The sequence below is a fragment of the Streptomyces speibonae genome, assembly GCF_984686075.1.
On record NZ_OZ480260.1, the window covers coordinates 4,343,273 to 4,360,953 of the forward strand.

The window sequence follows — 17,681 nt, forward strand, 5'->3', positions numbered from 1 at the left end:
GTACGGACGGCTCGTACCCGACAATGGCTCTGTGCTGGAGATGACGCGCGAGACGTTCGAGGAACTGGTCTCCGAGGCGCTGGACCGGATCCCCCCGGAGCTGACGCGGCTGATGGACAACGTCGCGGTGTTCGTCGAGGACGAGCCCCCGGCGGACGACCCGGAGCTGCTCGGCCTGTACGAGGGGACCCCGCTCACCGAGCGGGGCGAGTGGTACGCCGGGGTGCTGCCGGACCGGATCACCATCTACCGGGGGCCGACCCTGCGGATGTGCGAGTCCCGGGAGGACGTGATCGCCGAGACGGAGATCACGGTCGTGCACGAGATCGCCCACCACTTCGGCATCGACGACGCCCGGCTGCACGCGCTCGGCTACGGCTGAGCCATTCGCGTGTCTTCTTGCGGGTGGCGGGAGTTGGGGTTGTTGACCCTGTACTCCAACCGGAGGTGGCCCCGTGCGCCGCTTGTACGTACCCGTCCGCCTGGCCGCCACGGTCGTGGCCGTCGCCGCTGCCGCCGGATGCGTGAGCGTGGGTGAGGACGGCGCCGGCCGGACCGCCGGACCGTCGCACTCCGCCGGGCGCTCCGGCGGTGAGGCACCGGACGGAGGGGCGGCCGGGCCGGGCGGCGGTGGCGGGTACGGAGCGGCGGCGGCCGACGGCGAGCGCGGCGACCGCGGCAAGGACGGGCGGGACAAGGGCAAGAAGAAGCGCCGGACGGAGAAGTCCGCGCAGGACGAGGCCTCTCCGTCCGCGAAGGCGAGCGGGTCCGCGCCGTCCGACGGCGGTCCCGGCGGGCACCCCGGACCGGCACCGGACGACGGGCAGGACCCGCCGGAGCCCTCGCGGACGCCGGACCCGGAGCCCACCCCGACGCCGCCCGAGCCGTCGGTCACCCCGGAGCCGACCCAGGCGGAGCCGTCCTCGTCGGCGCACCCCCCGCCGGACACGCAGCTGGCGCAGCGGGAACCGGCGCCGGAAGCGGGGGCGCCGGTCTAGACTCTCCCGAGCCCACCCGTACTCGGCGGACCCCGTTTCACCTGCAGATTTGCTCTCGGGGTGCCGGAGTGCGTATGGTGGCAGATCGTTTGATCCTATTTGCCCGGCGCCACTGCAGAGCGCGCCGTGTGGCGCGTACTCTCCCTTACCGTGGTGGACCGCATCGAGGCGGTCGTTATTGCGAATCGCGAATCACGGAGTTGACGGGCGCGTGCCGAAGAGACTCCGGAAGGTTTCGCATTCGTATGCCCATCGCCAGTACTGATCACGTCGTCGTGCCCGAGAACACCGAGGACACCGACATCGACGCCACCACCGACGTGGCGGCGCCCGAGATCACCTTCGCCGACCTCGGCCTCCCCGAGGGTGTCGTGCGCAAGCTCGCGCAGAACGGCGTGACCACCCCCTTCCCGATCCAGGCGGCCACCATCCCGGACGCCCTGGCCGGCAAGGACATCCTCGGCCGGGGCCGCACCGGCTCCGGCAAGACCCTCTCCTTCGGACTGCCGACCCTGGCCACGCTGGCCGGCGGCCGCACCGAGAAGCACAAGCCGCGCGCCGTCATCCTGACGCCGACGCGTGAACTCGCCATGCAGGTCGCCGACGCGCTCCAGCCCTACGGCGACGTCCTCAACCTGCGGATGAAGGTCGTCTGCGGCGGCACCTCCATGGGCAACCAGATCTACGCCCTGGAACGCGGCGTCGACATCCTGGTCGCCACCCCCGGCCGCCTGCGCGACATCATCAACCGCGGCGCGTGCTCCCTGGAGAACGTGGAGATCGCCGTCCTCGACGAGGCCGACCAGATGTCCGACCTGGGCTTCCTGCCCGAGGTCACCGAACTCCTCGACCAGGTCCCGGCGGGCGGCCAGCGCATGCTGTTCTCCGCGACCATGGAGAACGAGATCAAGACCCTCGTCGACCGCTACCTCAACGACCCGGTGTCGCACGAGGTGGACGCGGCGCAGGGCGCGGTGACGACCATGTCGCACCACATCCTCGTCGTGAAGCCCAAGGACAAGGCGCCGGTCACCGCGGCCATCGCCTCCCGCAAGGGCCGCACCATCATCTTCGTCCGCACCCAGCTCGGCGCCGACCGCGTCGCCGAGCAGCTGCGCGACGCGGGCGTGAAGGCCGACGCGCTGCACGGCGGCATGACCCAGGGCGCCCGCACGCGCACCCTCGCCGACTTCAAGGACGGCTACGTCAACGTCCTGGTCGCCACCGACGTCGCCGCGCGCGGCATCCACGTCGACGGCATCGACCTGGTCCTGAACGTGGACCCGGCCGGCGACCACAAGGACTACCTGCACCGCGCGGGGCGCACGGCGCGCGCCGGCCGCACCGGCACCGTCGTCTCCCTGTCCCTGCCGCACCAGCGGCGCCAGATCTTCCGGCTGATGGAGGACGCGGGCGTCGACGCCACGCGCCACATCATCCAGGGCGGCGCGGCCTTCGACCCGGATGTCGCCGAGATCACCGGCGCCCGGTCGATGACCGAGGTGCAGGCCGAGTCGGCGGGCAACGCCGCCCAGCAGGCCGAGCGGGAGGTCGCCCAGCTCACCAAGGAGCTGGAGCGGGCCCAGCGCCGCGCGTCGGAGCTGCGCGAGGAGGCCGACCGGCTGGTGGCCCGGGTCGCACGGGAGCGCGGCGAGGACCCCGAGGCGGCGGCGTCGGCCGACGCCGAGGTGTCCCTGCCGGCCCAGCCGACCGCGCGGGACGTCGAGCGCACGGAGGCCCCGGCCCCGTACGAGCGGCGCGAGCGCCGTGACGACCGAGACCGTGACCGCGCTGGTTTCCGCCGTGACGATCGCGGTGACCGTGGTGGTCGTTCGTTCGAGCGTCGTGACGACCGGGGCGGGTTCAACCGCGACCGCGACCGGGACCGTGACCGTGACCGCGGTGGTTTCCGCCGTGATGACCGCGGTGACCGTGGTGGTCGTTCGTTCGAGCGCCGCGATGACCGGGGCGGGTTCAACCGCGACCGCGACCGTGACCGCGGCGGCTTCCGTCGCGACGACCGCGGTGACCGTGGTGGCCGTTCGTTCGAGCGTCGTGATGACCGCGGTGACCGTGGCGGTCGTTCGTTCGAGCGTCGTGACGACCGGGGCGGCTTCAACCGCGACCGCGACCGTGGCGGCTTCCGCCGGGACGACCGCGGCGGCCACCGCGGCAGCGACCGGCCGTTCAACCGCGACCGCCAGGGCGACCGCCCCGGCTTCCGCTCAGGCGGCCACGACCGCCCGTACGGCCGTCGTGACGACCACCGCGGCGGCGGCTCCTTCGGCCGCCGCGAGGACAAGCCGCGCTGGAAGCGCAACGGCTGACACCGCCTCACCGAACCAACGGCAAGGGCCCGCACGACACCCGTCGCGCGGGCCCTTCCGCGTGCCGTATGGGACACGGCCCGACCCGCCTCCCCCGATACCCGATCGGAGACACGGCGACGTCCGGCTATGCTCGGGGAGGCAACATCGCCAGGGGCCCTTAGCTCAATTGGCAGAGCAGTGGACTTTTAATCCATTGGTTGTGGGTTCGAGTCCCACAGGGCCTACCGGTGGCGGGGGAGGGAGAGACACCCCCGATTCGCTGTGCAGCGCCTGATCCGGCTTCGTCCGGGTCGGGCGCTGTTTCATTGTCGCGTGCGGACGGGTGAACTCCGTGCGTCGTGCTGCCGCTCAAGGCCGACGTCGGGGCACTCGGGGGCATCGTGCCGGTCGCGGTCGAGGACATCCCCATCCTGGGGGCCCGCAGAACAGCCAGTGTGGGGCCGTCGACGAGTCGATCCGCGACCTGGCGCAGAGCCGGCCGGTCCTCAGCGGCCAGTAGGTTCCTCCGTCGGGACCCGTCCCGTAGGTTCTGCCGTGGAATAGGTCCGGGACCGGCGACGCCGCCCGGGTGGGGGTCGGTCGCCAGGAGGAGGGGCAGGCCATGGGGTACAGGGAACGGCGGGTCGAGATGATCGCCCGCGCGGCGGCGCCGTATCTGGAGCCCGGGGAGCAGATCCGGACGGGGTTCATGACGGTGACCGGTTCGGGGATCATCACCGTGCCGGCGGAGACGATCGTGGTCACCGACCGCGCGGTCCTCGTCGTGGGCCGGGACGGGGCGCAGCGCCTTCCGCGTGACGTGCGGTTCGGCAAGCCGTCAGGGATCTACCACAAGTTCGAGCTGGACCGTACCTACAGGGTGCACCGGCAGTGGTTCAAGGAAGTCGTCGCCGCCGACGAGGCGCTCGGTGCCTCGTCGACCGACGACGGCCCGGTGGCCGGGGAGCACTGAGCCCACCCGGCCGCGTCGGGTCAGCAGCGCCGGGGGCGGCGCGGCGGCCGCGAGCGGCGCTCCGGGTCGAGGAGCTGCACGGCGATGCCGGAGAGAACCAGGCCCGCCGCGATGAGCAGTCCGTCGGGGACGATCACTCCCGCGATCAGCATCGTCACCCCGATGACCAGCGCCCACCAGGCGCCCGTGCGCCGGTACTCGCGCGGGCGGGTCGGCTGCCCGGTGGACAGCGAACGGGCGAATCGGGGATCCTCGTGCTCGAGTCGGGCCGCGAGGCCGACGAGGCGGTCGTCGCTGGACTGGGGCACGGCTCCTCCTTCCGAGGGCTGGCCGTACGGCGCCATGCCGACGGCCGCGTTCCGGTACACCGGACGAGTGGAAGGGGTCCGTCGGCCTGTCGTGGATTCGGGCCGGTACCAGGGAGCTTGCCCGTGTGCCGACGTGGTCACCCGTCCGGTACGGAAAGTCCAGCCTCTCCCGTAGCCGTCGGCCGCGGCCATCGGTCGCGCTCCCCATGTTCCCCGGGAGCCGATGCCCAAGGGAGCCGGGTTCCTATAGGGGTGCCGCCGGGAAAATGGGGGTTGTCACGGATGGCGCTCCGGTTGTTCGGGGGACACGCTGGATGGGGATGGCCCCGATCCGCGCCCCCGGTCCGCGGGTCCTCCCGACTCCCGACGCACCGGGAGACTCACCCGTCGGAACGGGCATGGCGAGGAGGCGGTACGGGGTGCCTCTGTTCTGGCGGATCTTCATGCTGAACGCCGTCGTGCTCGTCGTCGCCACGGCCCTTCTGCTGGGACCCGTCACCGTCTCCACCCCGGTCCTGCTCACCGAGGCCGCGGTCCTCGCCGTGGGCCTGGCCGCCATGCTGGTCGCCAACGCGCTGCTGCTCCGCTTCGGACTCGCGCCGCTGCAGCGTCTGACCCGCGCCATGACCACCACGGACCTGCTCCGCCCCGGGCACCGTCCCGAGGTCGGCGGGCGCGGTGAGATCGCCGAGCTGATCACCACGTTCAACACCATGCTCGACCGGCTCGAGGACGAGCGCGCCACGAGCAGCGCCCGCGCCCTGTCCGCGCAGGAGGGCGAGCGCCGGCGCATCGCCCAGGAGCTGCACGACGAGGTCGGCCAGTCCCTGACCGCCGTACTGCTGCAGCTCAAGCGGGCCGCCGACCACGCCCCGACGGAGCTGGGCGAGGAGCTGCGGCAGGTGCAGGAGACCACCCGCGCGAGCCTGGAGGAGATCCGGCGGATCGCCCGCCGGCTGCGCCCCGGGGTGCTGGACGAGCTGGGGCTGGCCAGCGCCCTCAAGGCCCTCGCCACCGAGTTCGGCGGTTCCGGCACCGGACTGAGCGTCCAGCACTGCCTCGCCGCCGACCTGCCCGAGCTGGACCGGGAGACCGAGCTGGTCATCTACCGGGTCGCCCAGGAGGGCCTCACCAACACCGTCCGTCACTCCGGAGCGCGCCGGGCCGAGATCGCCCTGTCCCCCGCGCCCGGCGGGGTCCTGCTGCGCGTCCGGGACGACGGCCGGGGCATCGCCGGCGCGGCGGAGGGCGCCGGTATCCGCGGCATGCGGGAGCGCGCGCTGCTCGTCGGCGCCGATCTGTCCGTGGAGCCCGGCCCCGGCGGCGGCACCGAGGTGCGGCTGGCCGTGCCCGTCCCGGCCCGGTTCCCCGCGCACGCCCTCATCCCCGTAGGAGGCCCGTCGATGCCCGCGCACGCTCCTCCGCCACCGTGACCGTTGCCACCCGACCGGAAACGCTGAACATGACCGAGCAGGCCCCCACCCGCATTCTTCTCGCCGACGACCACGCGCTGGTCCGCCGGGGGGTTCGCCTCATCCTGGACGGCGAACCGGATCTGACCGTCGTGGCGGAGGCGTCCGACGGTGTCGAAGCCCTCGAGCAGGCCCGTGAGCACCGTCCCGACCTGGCCATTCTCGACATCGCCATGCCCCGCCTGACCGGACTGCAGGCGGCCCGTGAGCTCTCCCGCACCTCGCCGGACACGCGGATCCTCATCCTGACCATGTACGACAACGAGCAGTTCTTCTTCGAGGCGCTCGCCGCCGGCGCCTCGGGCTACGTGCTGAAGTCCGTCGCCGACCAGGACCTCGTCGAGGCCTGTCACGCCACCATGCGCGGCGAGCCGTTCCTCTACCCGGGCGCCGTCAACGCGCTGATCCACAACTACCTCGATCTCGCGCGGGAGGGCCGGACGCTGCCGGCCAAGGCCATCACCGACCGCGAGGAGCAGATCCTCAAGCTCGTCGCCGAGGGGCACACCTCGCAGCAGATCGCGGACCTCCTGGTGATCAGTCCCAAGACGGTGGAGCGGCACCGCGCCAACCTGCTGGCCAAGCTGGGGCTCAAGGACCGCCTGGAGCTCGCCCGCTACGCCATCCGCGTCGGTCTGATCGAACCCTGAGCCGTCGCCGCGGCGGGTCAGGGGCGCGGACGGCACGCGGTTCAAGGGGTTGTCAGACTTGACCCGGGCCGCGGCACAGCGGTCCCGCCCACCGCCGAACCCTTCCGGAGTGCGCCGATGCCCCGCCCGTACGTCCTGCTGTCCGCCGCCGTCTCCCTGGACGGCTATCTGGACGACACCGGTCCCGAGCGGCTGCTGCTGTCGAGTCCGGCCGACTTCGACCGGGTCGACGGGGTACGGGCCTCCGTGGACGCCATCCTGATCGGCGCCGGCACGATCCGCGCCGACAACCCGCGGCTGCTGGTCAACTCGCCCGAGCGGCGCGCCGCCCGTGTCGTCGGCGGCAAGGCCGAGTATCCGCTCAAGGTCACCGTCAGCGGCTCCGGCGAGCTGGACCCGGCGGCGCGGTTCTGGCGCACCGGCGGCGAGAAGGTCCTCTACACCACCGACAGGGGCGCCGAGCGCGCCCACGCCCTCGGGATCGCGGCCGACGTCGTCCCGCTCGGCCCGGAGCTCGACTGGCGGCGCCTGCTGGAGCATCTGGGCGGCGTGCGCGGGGTGCGGCGGCTGATGGTGGAGGGCGGCGGCCGGGTCCACACCCAGCTGCTCACCCAGGGCCTCGCCGACGAGCTCCAGCTGGTCCTCGCCCCGCTGTTCGTCGGCGACGCGGACGCGCCCCGGCTGTTCGGCCCCGGCTCCTACCAGGGCGGGCGGCTGCGGCTCGTGGAGACCCGCCCGGTCGGCGACGTCGTCCTGATGCGCTACGAGCCCACGGCACCCGGCACCGGAGCGCTGCCGTCCGCCGCCGACCGTCACTGGCTGGCCCTCGCCTGCGAGCTGGCCGCGCAGTGCCCGCCCTCGCGCACGGCGTTCAGCGTCGGCGCGGTGGTGGTGGCCGCGGACGGCACGGAGCTGGCGCGGGGCCACTCCCGGGAGGGCGGTGACCCGGTGGTGCACGCGGAGGAGGCCGCACTCGCCAAGGCCGATCCGGCGGATCCCCGCCTCGCGGGTGCCACCGTGTACTCCAGCCTGGAGCCGTGCGCCCGGCGGGCGTCGCGGCCGGCGCCCTGTGCGCGGCTGATCCTGGACGCGGGCATCCGGCGAGTGGTCACGGCCTGGCGGGAGCCGGACACGTTCGTGGCGGGTGCCGACGGCAGCGCGGTGCTGGCGGAGGGGTGCGCCACCGTGGTCGTCCTGCCGGAGCTGGAGGACCGCGCGAAGGCCCCGAACGCCCACCTGACCGGCGACTGAGCCGCGCCGATCGCGCGTAGGCCGGGTCGCTGGTCGGGTGACGGAGGACCGGCTCGCGCGGACCCGGAAACCGCAGCCGCCCGGTAACGGGTGTGCGGCATGTCCCGCGGATGGCGTACACTGGTTTCACCGACGCGGGGTGGAGCAGCTCGGTAGCTCGCTGGGCTCATAACCCAGAGGTCGCAGGTTCAAATCCTGTCCCCGCTACTGAAGGCCGAGGGCCGGAATCCGAAAGGTTTCCGGCCCTCGGCGTTGTGGTGCCCTTCCCCCCTCGTCCTCACGCACGGTGAGCATCCCGTCCCGCAGCGCATCACGACTGACGCACCGTCAGGCGGCGGCTCGCGGCCGAGACGGAGTCAACTCGCCCGTTTTTGGCACCTCGTGGCGGTTAAGTCCGCGGGAAAATCGTTAATGATCAAGAGGAACGGCTTGGAATCCGGCCCTCGCGTCTATTAACGTTCGATAACGCAGCGCGGTCGTCCCAGCCGTCACAGAAGTCGGCTCCGTGCGCACGCGCCGAATCCCGCAAGGGAACCGGGGAACCACCACCATGGGGTGAATCGTGTGGGTGCAGCCGTGGGAACACGGCTCGTATACGCGCGTAGGAGACCTTCCTGCTCCGAACCCGTCAGCTAACCCGGTAGGCGAGAAGGAAGGAAAGGAGCGCGCCCACGTGGCGTCCAACCCGCCTGCCCCCGAGGCCCCGTTCAAGCCGAGCGACACCTTCGTCTACGGCGGTGACCGCACCGACGAGGGCCCGTTCGAGGAGTGGAACCCCACCGCGGAGTCCATTCGCCCGGTACGTGGCCGGCACCGCGTCGCCAAGCAGCGCGGGGGCGGACTCGCCCGCAGCTCCACCGTTCTCGGCGTCGGCGTCATCGCGGCGGTCGGCGCCGGCGGCATGGCCAGCGCCCAGACCGGCAAGCCTCCGGTCTCCATCTCCATGCCGGACCTGCCCAACGTGGGTTCCCTCATCTCCGACGAGGAAGAGCCCGAGGGCTCGTCCACTCCGCTCAGCAGCCTCGGCGTGGCCACGACCGAAGCCGACGAGGGCACCACCGAGGGCGCCGGTGAGGCGCTGCGCACCCGGATCATGGCCCAGGTCGAGCAGCAGCAGAGCCAGGCCGAGACCAAGGCCGCCGCCGAAGCCGCCGCCAAGGCGGAGAAGCAGGCCGCCGAGGCCGCCGCCAAGGCGGAGAAGGAGGCCAAGGCCAAGGCCGAGGCCGCCAAGAAGAAGGCCGAGGAGGAGGCCGCGAAGAAGGCCGAGGCCGAGCGCCTCGCCCAACTGGCCAAGCAGTACACGCTGCCGACCTCCTCGTACACCATCTCCTCCACGTTCGGACAGGCCGGCGCCTACTGGTCCTCCGGCCAGCACACCGGCCTCGACTTCGCCGCCCCCACGGGCACGCTGATCAAGGCGGTCCACACCGGCACCATCACCTCCGCCGGCTGGGACGGCTCCTACGGCTACAAGACCGTGCTGACCCTCGAGGACGGCACCGAGATCTGGTACGCCCACCAGTCCTCCATCAGCGTCAGCGTCGGACAGAAGGTCAACACCGGCGATGTGATCGGCCGCGTCGGCTCCACCGGCAACTCCACCGGCGCCCACCTCCACCTCGAGGTCCACCCCGGCGGCTCCTCCTCGGGCATCGACCCGATGGCGTGGCTGCAGAGCAAGGGCCTCACCCCCTGATCCACCGCTTCCGAACAGCCCTGCCGCCCCTGAACCCCGGCAGTCCCGACGACGACCCCCCGACGTCAGGGCTGCCGGTCAGGTGTTTTCGGGGCCCTGCGGCACGCGTCCGTCAGGAGTGGTGGGCGCCCGGGTCGTAGGCGGGGTAGGGATGCCCGTAGGGCGGACGTCCGTGCGCGGGATGACCGTACGGCGGATGCCCGAGCGGCCCGTGCACCGGCCATGGCGCGGGAGCGACCCGGACCGGGGGCGCGGTGAGACGGGCCGCGTGGTCCAGGGCCGGACGCGCCGCACCCCGCCGGTGCCACAGCTCCAGCAGCAGCTCCCGCTCCCGGGTGACGAAGTCCGTCCCGGCCCGCCCCAGCCGGCCGCGGTGGCGCAGGAACGCCAGCGACGTCGCGTACGCCTCGTACTGCGCGACCGCCCGCGCCGCCGGCTTCCCCCCGTACCGGCGCGCGTACTGCCGGGCCAGGCGCCGCGCCCGCATCGAGCCGAGGGCGAACGGCTCCGCCGGGGTGAGCCAGCCGGCCGCCGCGTACGCGGGCAGCTCCGTGCGGACGGTGCGCAGCTCGCGCTGGCGCGTCCACACCACCAGCCAGGTCAGCAGCCCGAACGCCGGCACCATGAACGCCGCGTACACCGCGATGAAGCCGTACTGGCCGAGTGTGGTGGAGCCGTTCCACAGGGCGTGCATGCCCATCGCCAGGAGCAGACCGGCCGGCGGGAGCAGCACCCGCCGGAAGCGCTGCCGGTCCGTGGAGAGCGCGGCGATGCCGAAGCCGATCCCGGTGAGCACGGTGAACAGCGGGTGCGCGAACGGCGACATGACGATCCGCACGAAGAAGGTCGCCGCGGTGACCGAGGCCATGCCGCTGTCGCCGGTGAGCTGGTCGGCGCCGTGGGCGGTGCCCAGGTAGAGGATGTTCTCGGTGAAGGCGAAACCGGTGGCGGTGACCCCGGCGATCACCACACCGTCGAGGATCCCGGTGAAGTCGCGTCTGCGGAACAGGAAGACCAGCAGCACCGCCGCGGCCTTCGCGGACTCCTCCACGACCGGGGCTATGACCGTCGCCCCCAGGGTGTCGGCGCCGGTCGGGTCGGCGGTCGTCGTCGCTATCCACTGCGTGGCGAAACTGTTCGCCACGATCGCTATCAGCGCCGCCGCGCACGCGCCCCAGGCGAAGGAGAACAGCAGGTTCCGCCAGGGGCCTGGCTCGACCCGGTCCAGCCAGCGGAAGGCGGCCAGGAGCAGCGGCACGGGCAGGACGGCGAGACCCAGGCCGACCAGGAACCCCTCGGTGCCCGTCTGCTCGCGCACCAGGGCGAGGATCACCAGCCCGGAGAGCGTCAGCAGCGTGGTCAGCGCGCCGTAGCGCACCCAGGGGCGCTGCCACCAGTGCGCGTGCCGCAGCACTCCGCCGGAGGCTGCGCCGGCGGGCGTCGGGTACGGGGGGCTGCTGGCCACGGGTTCGACCCTAACGAGGGAGGGGCAGGACTGCGTGCGGGCTCGGGCCCGGTCCCGGGCCTACTCCTCGGTCCGGTGCCCGGTCCGCTCCTGGTGCGGTACGCGGCGGAAGAGCAAGTCGTTCACGACATGACCCTTGTCCAGTCCCTGCGCCTCGAAACGGGTGAGCGGACGGAACTCGGGACGTGGCGCGAATCCACCGTCGGCCTGGGTGTTCTCGAAGGCGGGGTGCGCGGTGAGCACCTTGAGCATCTGCTCCGCGTACGGCTCCCAGTCGGTGGCGCAGTGCACGACCGCCCCCGGCCGCAGCCGGGCCGCGGCGAGGGTGAGGAACTCCGGCTGGATCAGCCGGCGCTTGTGGTGCCGCTTCTTGGGCCACGGGTCGGGGAAGTAGACGCGCAGCCCGTCCAGGCTGTCCGGGGTGAGCATCTCGCGCAGCAGGATGATCGCGTCGCCGTTGCCGACCCGGATGTTGGCCAGCCCCTGCCGCTCGGCGAGATTGAGCAGATTGCCCTGGCCGGGGGTGTGGACGTCCACGGCGAGGACGTTGGTGCCCGGGTCGGCGGCGGCCATCGCTGCGGTCGCCTCGCCCATGCCGAAGCCGATCTCCAGGACGACCGGATTGCCGTTGCCGAAGAACGCGCCGAGGTCGAGCGGCCCGCTGCCGTCGATGTCGAATCCCCACACCGGCCACAGCCGCTGCAACGCGTCCGCCTGTCCGGCGGTGACACGGCTGCGGCGCGGCTGGAAACTGCGGATCCGCCGCTCGAAGTGCGACCCGGCGGGATCGGCCTTCGGCCCGTCCGGGAACCGCGGCTCGCCCTTGGCCCGGGTACGGCGGATCGACGCACCGGGCGCGATTGCGGAATGCGGTGCTTCGGGGGTGCTCACGGAATCAGACACAGTGCTTCGATTTTACGGGGGAGCGGCGGGCGGACGTCGTGATCCTCACCCTCCTTCCGGCGTGAGCTGCGCCATCGCCCGCCGCGCGATCTCCCGCCCGATCGGCAGGGACGCCGTCGCCGCGGGGGAGGGCGCGTTCAGCACGTGCACCGCGCGGGGGGCCTCCTGGATCAGGAAGTCGTCGGCGAGGGTGCCGTCCCGCAGCACCGCCTGCGCTCTCACCCCGGCCGCCGTCGGCACCAGGTCCTCCTCCCGCACGGCGGGCAGCAGCCGGCGCACCGCCCGCGCGAAGGCCGGCTTGGACAGCGACCGGCGCAGTTCACCGGTGCCGTAGCGCCAGTGGCGGCGGGCCAGCTGCCAGGAGCCCGGCCAGGACAGGGTCGCCCCCAGCTCGCGCGGACGCACCGTGCGCCAGTCGTAGCCCTCGCGGGCGAGCGCCGGGACCGCGTTGGGGCCGACGTGGACACCGCCGTCGACGCCCCGGGTGAGGTGGACGCCGAGGAACGGGAACGCCGGGTCGGGCACCGGGTAGACCAGGCCCCGCACCAGCTCCGGCCTGGCCAGCTCGTAGTACTCCCCGCGGAACGGCACGATCCGGGCGCCGGGCTCGTCACCGGTGCGCCGGGCGATCTCGTCGCAGTGCAGCCCGGCACAGTTCACCAGCACCCTGCCGCGCACGATGTCGCCGGCGGCCGTCAGGACGGCGGCCCCGCGGCCGGGACGGCGGTCGACGCGGACGACCCGCGCCCCGTAGCGGATCTCCGCGCCGGAGGTCTCCGCGAGCCGGCGGGCGACCGCGCCGAAGTCGCAGATGCCGGTCGTGCCGACGTGCAGGGCCGCCAGGCCCTCCACGTCCGGCTCGTACTCCGCGATCTGCGCTCCGGACAGTTCGCGCACCGTGAGGCCGTTCTCCCGGCCGCGCTGGGCCAGGGCGTGCAGGCGGGGGAGCTCCTCGCGCTCCGTGGCGACGATCAGCTTGCCCGTCACGGCGTGCGGGATGTCGTACTCGGCGCAGAACTTGACCATCTCCGCGGCGCCCCGCACCGCGTAGCGCGCCTTCAGCGAGCCGGGGCGGTAGTAGATGCCGCTGTGGATGACGCCGCTGTTGCGGCCCGTCTGGTGCCGGGCCGGGCCCGCCTCCTTCTCCAGCACCGTCACCCGCGTGCCCGGGGCCGCCCGGCCGATCGCGTACGCCGTCGACAGACCGACGATCCCGCCGCCCACCACCAGCACGTCACAGTCGTACGAGCCGGCCACCACCTGCGTCACCTGCGCCACCTCCCGCATCCGATAGTGCACCGCGCCACTGACAGCGTGCACCGCGCCGCCGGCAACGGCCGCACCTTCCGTGGGTCAGGCCGTCGTCATCAGCAGCGGGCGGGCGCGTTCGCGCAGCTCCACCACGCGGGGTTCGTCGCCGTACGGCTCGAGACGGTGCAGCAGGTCCTTGACGTACTCGGTGGTGCGGGCGGACGAGATGCGGCCCGCCACCTCCACGGCGCGTACGCCCTGCTCGCACGCCGCGTCCAGGTTGCCCGACTCCAGTTCGGCGACCGCCGAGACGACGAGCCGCAGCCCGTGCGAGCGCACGAACTCCTCCGTCGGGCGGGACAGCGCCTGCTCGGTGAAGCGGCGGACCTGGCGGGGTGCCTTCAGATCGCGGTAGCACTCCGCGGCGTCGGCGGCGAAGCGGTCGTAGGAGTAGAAGCCGAGCCAGGTGGGGTCGCTGTCGCCGGGGCGGGAGCGCTCCAGCCAGCTCTCCGCCGACTTCAGGGCCGCGCCGGCGGCCTGCGCGTCACCCGCGCGCGCGTGCGCGCGTGCCTCGACCAGCCGGAAGAAGCTCAGCGTGCGGGCGGTGGCCAGCCCCCGGTTGCGCTCCAGCGCGGCCTGGGCGAGGTCCACGCCCTCGTCGCCGAAGCCGCGGTAGGTCGCCTGGAGGGACATCGACGCGAGGACGTAGCCGCCGAGCGGGACGTCGGCCGCCGCGCGGGCCAGGCGCAGCGCCTGGATGTAGTAGCGCTGTGCCGCCTCCTGCTGGCCGGTGTCGAAGGCCATCCAGCCCGCGAGGCGCGTGAGTTCGGCCGCCGCGCCGAAGAGGGAGCGGCCCACGTCGTCGGAGTAGGAGCCGAGCAGCAGCGGGGCCGCCTCGACCCTCAGGCACTCGGGGACCATCGACGAACGCCAGTCGCCGCCGCCGTACTTGGAGTCCCAGCGCCGGGCGTCCTCGGCGGCCTCCCGCAGCTTCTGGACATCGCTGTGGCCGACTTTGAGCGGTGCGCCGGAGCCGTCCGCCGGGTTGGCCTCCCGCGCGACCGAACTGTCGGCCGGGGTTATCAGCCACCGCGAGGCAGGCGTTGCGTATGCGCTCACTGCGAACGATCCGGCGAGCGACTGCCAGATGCCGCCGGAGCCGGCTCTGCGGCCCGCGAGGTCCAGCCGGTACAGCTCCGTCGCGGAGCGCACGGCCTGTCCCACGTCACGGGGGAAGGCGAGGCCCACCTCGGGTGCGGGATCCGCGTCCGCCAGGCCGATCTCGTGGAGCGGCACCGGACGGCCCAGCTTCTGGCCGATGGCGGCGGCGATCAGGTGCGGGGCCGCACCCTGCGGCACCATGCCCTTCGACACCCAGCGGGCCACCGACGTCTTGTCGTAGCGAAGTGTCAGTCCCCGCTGTGCGCCAAGGTCGTTGACGCGCCGCGCGAGGCCTGCGTTGGAGATTCCCGCGAGGGCGAGAACGGCGCCGAGTTTTTCGTTCGGCCCGCGTTGCTCCCTGGACATGCGCCACCCCTCGACACAGACGGCTGCCGCGCTGGCATAACCACGCGGCATTCGTAAACCCAGCGTAGTTCGCCGCATCCCAAGCGTTAAGGGGCATTCTTCCGGATGGCGGGATTGTGGTCCGTACTGAAGTACGGGTCCGATACGCGCAGTTGCGGCGTGCTCCCGTTGTGTGGCCGTGCGCCCGTGCGTGCGCTCTTCTCCGGCCATCGCGGGAGCGGTTCCATGGTGGTGCGTGGGTCGGCCCGCTGTACTGGATCCAGTGGGCTGGGGGACACCGCCGCCTTCATCCCCGCGGGCGGCGGAACGGTCCGGGAGGCGTGCTCCGTCTCCCGGACTGCGCGACCGTTCAGCGGTGCGCAGAGCATGCACGGAGCGTGTTCGAGTTGGGTCTCGCCGCTCCGATTTGGCCGAAAATCGACCCCACTCTTTCGGGTGCATCGACGCTTCTACCCAGGTAGTTGACGGCGCGTTGGGCGTTTTGGGGGCGCGCTCCGGGGGCGCATTCGCGTCGCAGCGGTGTGGTGCCTTGCGCTGCACCGACACCGCACTCTCCTTGCCTCGCGCGGCTGTTCGGATCGGCGCGTGGCCGCGCCGCAGGAGGGTGGGTGTATCCGCCGGGGCGCATTCGACGGAGCACAACCGGCTCCGGCACCCCCTCCTGAGCGCCTCCTTCATGGCAGCATGGGGAACCGGTTCGTACGGTGCACTGGTTGTCCACAGCCTGTGGAGGCGGCGATGCGGTGGTTGGTGGGATGGAGCAGCACCGCCGCGGGAGCCGTGGGGTTCGGCCCCACCGGCTCCGCGGGCGCCACCGGAACCGACGGGGAGACCGTCCACCCCGTCGGCTCCCAGCTGCTGTGGGGCGACCCCGACCCGCTGTGGGCGGTCGGCGACTGGCGCCCCGACGAGGTCCGCGTGGTCAAGGCCGACGACCAGACCCGGATCGCCGTCCTCGGCACCTGCGCGGCCACCGACGAACAACTGCGCGTCGCGCTGTTCGCCGCGCGGGGCGGGGCACTGCGCCACCTGACCGCCTGGGCGGGCAGCTACACGGCCGTGGTCCAGGTCGGGCGCCGGGTCACCGTGTGCGGCGACCTCGCCGGGGCCCGGCCGGTCTTCTACACCCCCTGGGCCGGCGGCACCGCCTACGCCACCGCCGCGCTGCCGCTCGCGGACCTCATCGAGGCCAACCTCGACTTCGGGCACCTCGCGGCGCTGCTCGCCGCACCCGACGTACCGGCCGCGCTGCACGACTCCACGCCCTACGACGGCGTGAAGCGCATCCCGCCGGGCCACGCGCTGATCCTCCGCGCGGGTTCGCGCGAGATCGCCGGGTACGAACCCGTCGCCTCGCTCGCCGTCGCCGCCCCCACCGCCGACCCGGAGCGGGCCGTGGACGCGGTGCGCGACGCCCTGGTCGAGGCCGTACGGACCCGGCTCGCCGCTCCTCGGCACGTCCCGGGCGCCGACATCGACCCCGGGCCCGTGCCGGGCATGGGCCCCGCCGAGCGGCGTGCCGCACGGGGGACTCCGGTGCCGGGGATCGGGGCGGACCTGTCCGGGGGGCCGGCGTCCGGGGCGCTGGCGCTGCTGGCGGCGGGGCTGCCGGGGATGCCCGGGACCGTGCTGGGGCACGGCACGGGCGCCGGTGAGCGGCTGCTCGCCGTCACCTTCAACGACCTCGCGGCGGGCGGGGCGGCCGGACGCGACGAGGGCGAGCTGGAGCGGGCCGTGGCGCTGGCCGCCAACCCGCGGCTGCACCACGTGGTGGTGACCGGTGAGGAGTCCACCCTCCCGTACGTCGAGCTCGACGGGCCGCTGACGGACGAGCCAGGGCCCTCGCTGGTGACCGCCGCGCGGCACCGGGCGCGGCTGGCGGCGGGCAGCGCGGACCACTTCACCGGGTACGGCGCGAAGCAGGTGCTGGACGCGCACCCCGCGCGCCTCGCCGACCTGCTGATGGACCGCAAACGGCGGCACCTCGTACGGCCCGTCGCCGCGCTGGCGAAGGCCGACGGGTCCGTGATGGTGCCGGCACGCGTGTACGCGGCCGCCCGGCGGCTGGCGCGCACGCCGTACCGGGCCGGGCTCGAGAGCCTCGCGGAGCGGCTGCTGCACCGGCGGCTGGACGACGACGGGCCGGGCGCCGCGGATGCCTCGCTGGCCGCGCTGACCTGGGGCAGACCCGGGCCGGCGGCCCGTTGGCTGACCGGGGAGGCGCTGGCTGAAGTATCGGTTCGCCTCCAGGCGTCGACGCGGCGGTCGGACGTGGGGCCGGGGCAACGGCCCGGGGACTTCCGGGCGCGGGCGGCGCTGGCCCGGCACGCGGCGGATCTGCGGGTGCTTGAGCAGGCGGCCGAGGTCCGCTCCCAGCGGCTGCACGCGCCGTTCCTCGACAACCAGGTGGTGCGGGCGTGCCGGGCCCTTCCGGAGGCGCTGCGGGTGCAGCCGGGGGCGCGGGCGTCGATTCTGCGGTCCGTGCTGGAGGGCGCGGGGGTGCGGGAGCTGCCGGCGGGGTGGGGGACGCCGGGGGCTGCCACGTCGGCGGCCGCGGCGTCGCGGGCGGGGCTGCGGGTGGCTACGGGGTCGCTGATGTCGCTGTTCGACACGCCGCTGTTGGCGGAGGCGGGGCTGGTCGAGGCGCGGGTGGTGCGCAAGGCGCTGCGGGGGGCCGCGGAGGGGGAGCCGCTGCCGTTGGACGGGCTGGCGGATCTGGTGGCCCTGGAGGTGTGGCTGCGGCGGTTGCTGGCCCGGCGCGGGACGTGCTGGACGGGCACGCCGGCGCGGCAGCGGGCGGTGCCGGGCGGCATCGCACCGCAGCGGGGGGCGCTGGGCGCGGGGGCGGCGGGCACGCGCTGACACCTTCGGTGGGGGT

At 73.4% G+C, this 17,681-nt stretch carries 14 protein-coding genes, 2 tRNA genes and 1 riboswitch; of the genes, 11 read left to right on the plus strand and 5 right to left on the minus strand.

Annotated elements, in window-relative coordinates:
• Positions 1 to 31: 31 nt before the first annotated feature.
• The 5 genes from AC5L3C_RS19675 to AC5L3C_RS19695 all read left to right on the plus strand — a co-directional run bounded on the left by AC5L3C_RS19675 (position 32) and on the right by AC5L3C_RS19695 (position 4,280).
• Positions 32 to 382: a metallopeptidase family protein gene (locus tag AC5L3C_RS19675; RefSeq protein ID WP_185931080.1), complete on the plus strand. Its 351-nt coding sequence runs from the start codon at positions 32 to 34 to the stop codon at positions 380 to 382.
• A gap of 73 nt (positions 383 to 455) precedes the next feature.
• Positions 456 to 998, plus strand: a complete 543-nt coding sequence (locus tag AC5L3C_RS19680) for a hypothetical protein (RefSeq protein ID WP_493650108.1) — start codon at positions 456 to 458, stop codon at positions 996 to 998.
• Between the two features lie 245 nt (positions 999 to 1,243).
• On the plus strand, positions 1,244 to 3,325 hold the full coding sequence (locus tag AC5L3C_RS19685) for a DEAD/DEAH box helicase (RefSeq protein WP_493650109.1): 2,082 nt from the start codon (positions 1,244 to 1,246) through the stop codon (positions 3,323 to 3,325).
• 154 nt (positions 3,326 to 3,479) lie between these two features.
• A tRNA-Lys gene (locus tag AC5L3C_RS19690) sits at positions 3,480 to 3,552 on the plus strand.
• Positions 3,553 to 3,929: 377 nt separating this feature from the next.
• Positions 3,930 to 4,280 (plus strand): hypothetical protein, encoded by a 351-nt coding sequence (locus AC5L3C_RS19695; protein ID WP_493650110.1) that lies wholly within the window; start codon positions 3,930 to 3,932, stop codon positions 4,278 to 4,280.
• A gap of 20 nt (positions 4,281 to 4,300) precedes the next feature.
• Here AC5L3C_RS19695 and AC5L3C_RS19700 read toward each other — a convergent pair whose 3' ends face one another.
• Positions 4,301 to 4,588 (minus strand): DUF3040 domain-containing protein, encoded by a 288-nt coding sequence (locus tag AC5L3C_RS19700; protein ID WP_493650111.1) that lies wholly within the window; start codon positions 4,586 to 4,588, stop codon positions 4,301 to 4,303.
• Positions 4,589 to 5,007: 419 nt separating this feature from the next.
• Between AC5L3C_RS19700 and AC5L3C_RS19705 the strand changes: the two genes are divergently transcribed.
• The 5 genes from AC5L3C_RS19705 to AC5L3C_RS19725 all read left to right on the plus strand — a co-directional run bounded on the left by AC5L3C_RS19705 (position 5,008) and on the right by AC5L3C_RS19725 (position 9,657).
• A complete protein-coding gene (locus AC5L3C_RS19705) occupies positions 5,008 to 6,021 on the plus strand; it encodes a HAMP domain-containing sensor histidine kinase (RefSeq protein WP_493650112.1) in 1,014 nt (337 codons plus the stop codon).
• Between the two features lie 29 nt (positions 6,022 to 6,050).
• The gene (locus AC5L3C_RS19710) at positions 6,051 to 6,710 is read left to right on the plus strand and encodes a response regulator (protein WP_125505509.1); all 660 of its coding nucleotides are present in this window, start codon (positions 6,051 to 6,053) and stop codon (positions 6,708 to 6,710) included.
• Positions 6,711 to 6,827: 117 nt separating this feature from the next.
• Positions 6,828 to 7,961, plus strand: coding sequence for a dihydrofolate reductase family protein (locus tag AC5L3C_RS19715; protein WP_493650113.1), 1,134 nt, complete (start codon positions 6,828 to 6,830; stop codon positions 7,959 to 7,961).
• Positions 7,962 to 8,094: 133 nt separating this feature from the next.
• Positions 8,095 to 8,168, plus strand: a tRNA-Met gene (locus tag AC5L3C_RS19720).
• A gap of 297 nt (positions 8,169 to 8,465) precedes the next feature.
• Positions 8,466 to 8,623, plus strand: a riboswitch (cyclic di-AMP (ydaO/yuaA leader).
• 11 nt (positions 8,624 to 8,634) lie between these two features.
• On the plus strand, positions 8,635 to 9,657 hold the full coding sequence (locus tag AC5L3C_RS19725) for a M23 family metallopeptidase (RefSeq protein ID WP_493650114.1): 1,023 nt from the start codon (positions 8,635 to 8,637) through the stop codon (positions 9,655 to 9,657).
• Between the two features lie 112 nt (positions 9,658 to 9,769).
• Here the strand turns inward: AC5L3C_RS19725 and AC5L3C_RS19730 are convergent, their stop codons facing one another.
• The 4 genes from AC5L3C_RS19730 to AC5L3C_RS19745 form a co-directional block, all read right to left on the minus strand.
• Positions 9,770 to 11,122, minus strand: a complete 1,353-nt coding sequence (locus AC5L3C_RS19730; protein WP_493650115.1) for a PrsW family intramembrane metalloprotease — start codon at positions 11,120 to 11,122, stop codon at positions 9,770 to 9,772.
• A 60-nt stretch (positions 11,123 to 11,182) separates the two neighbouring features.
• A complete protein-coding gene (gene trmB / locus AC5L3C_RS19735) occupies positions 11,183 to 12,025 on the minus strand; it encodes a tRNA (guanosine(46)-N7)-methyltransferase TrmB (RefSeq protein WP_493650116.1) in 843 nt (280 codons plus the stop codon).
• A 45-nt stretch (positions 12,026 to 12,070) separates the two neighbouring features.
• Entirely contained in the window at positions 12,071 to 13,312 is a 1,242-nt protein-coding gene (gene lhgO, locus AC5L3C_RS19740; protein ID WP_493653943.1) for an L-2-hydroxyglutarate oxidase, read from the minus strand.
• Between the two features lie 66 nt (positions 13,313 to 13,378).
• On the minus strand, positions 13,379 to 14,803 hold the full coding sequence (locus AC5L3C_RS19745) for an NsdA family TPR-like regulatory protein (RefSeq protein ID WP_125505514.1): 1,425 nt from the start codon (positions 14,801 to 14,803) through the stop codon (positions 13,379 to 13,381).
• Between the two features lie 738 nt (positions 14,804 to 15,541).
• On the opposite strand from AC5L3C_RS19745, the gene AC5L3C_RS19750 reads away from it, so the two are divergent.
• On the plus strand, positions 15,542 to 17,665 hold the full coding sequence (locus AC5L3C_RS19750; RefSeq protein ID WP_493650117.1) for an asparagine synthase-related protein: 2,124 nt from the start codon (positions 15,542 to 15,544) through the stop codon (positions 17,663 to 17,665).
• The last annotated feature ends 16 nt before the right edge of the window (positions 17,666 to 17,681 follow it).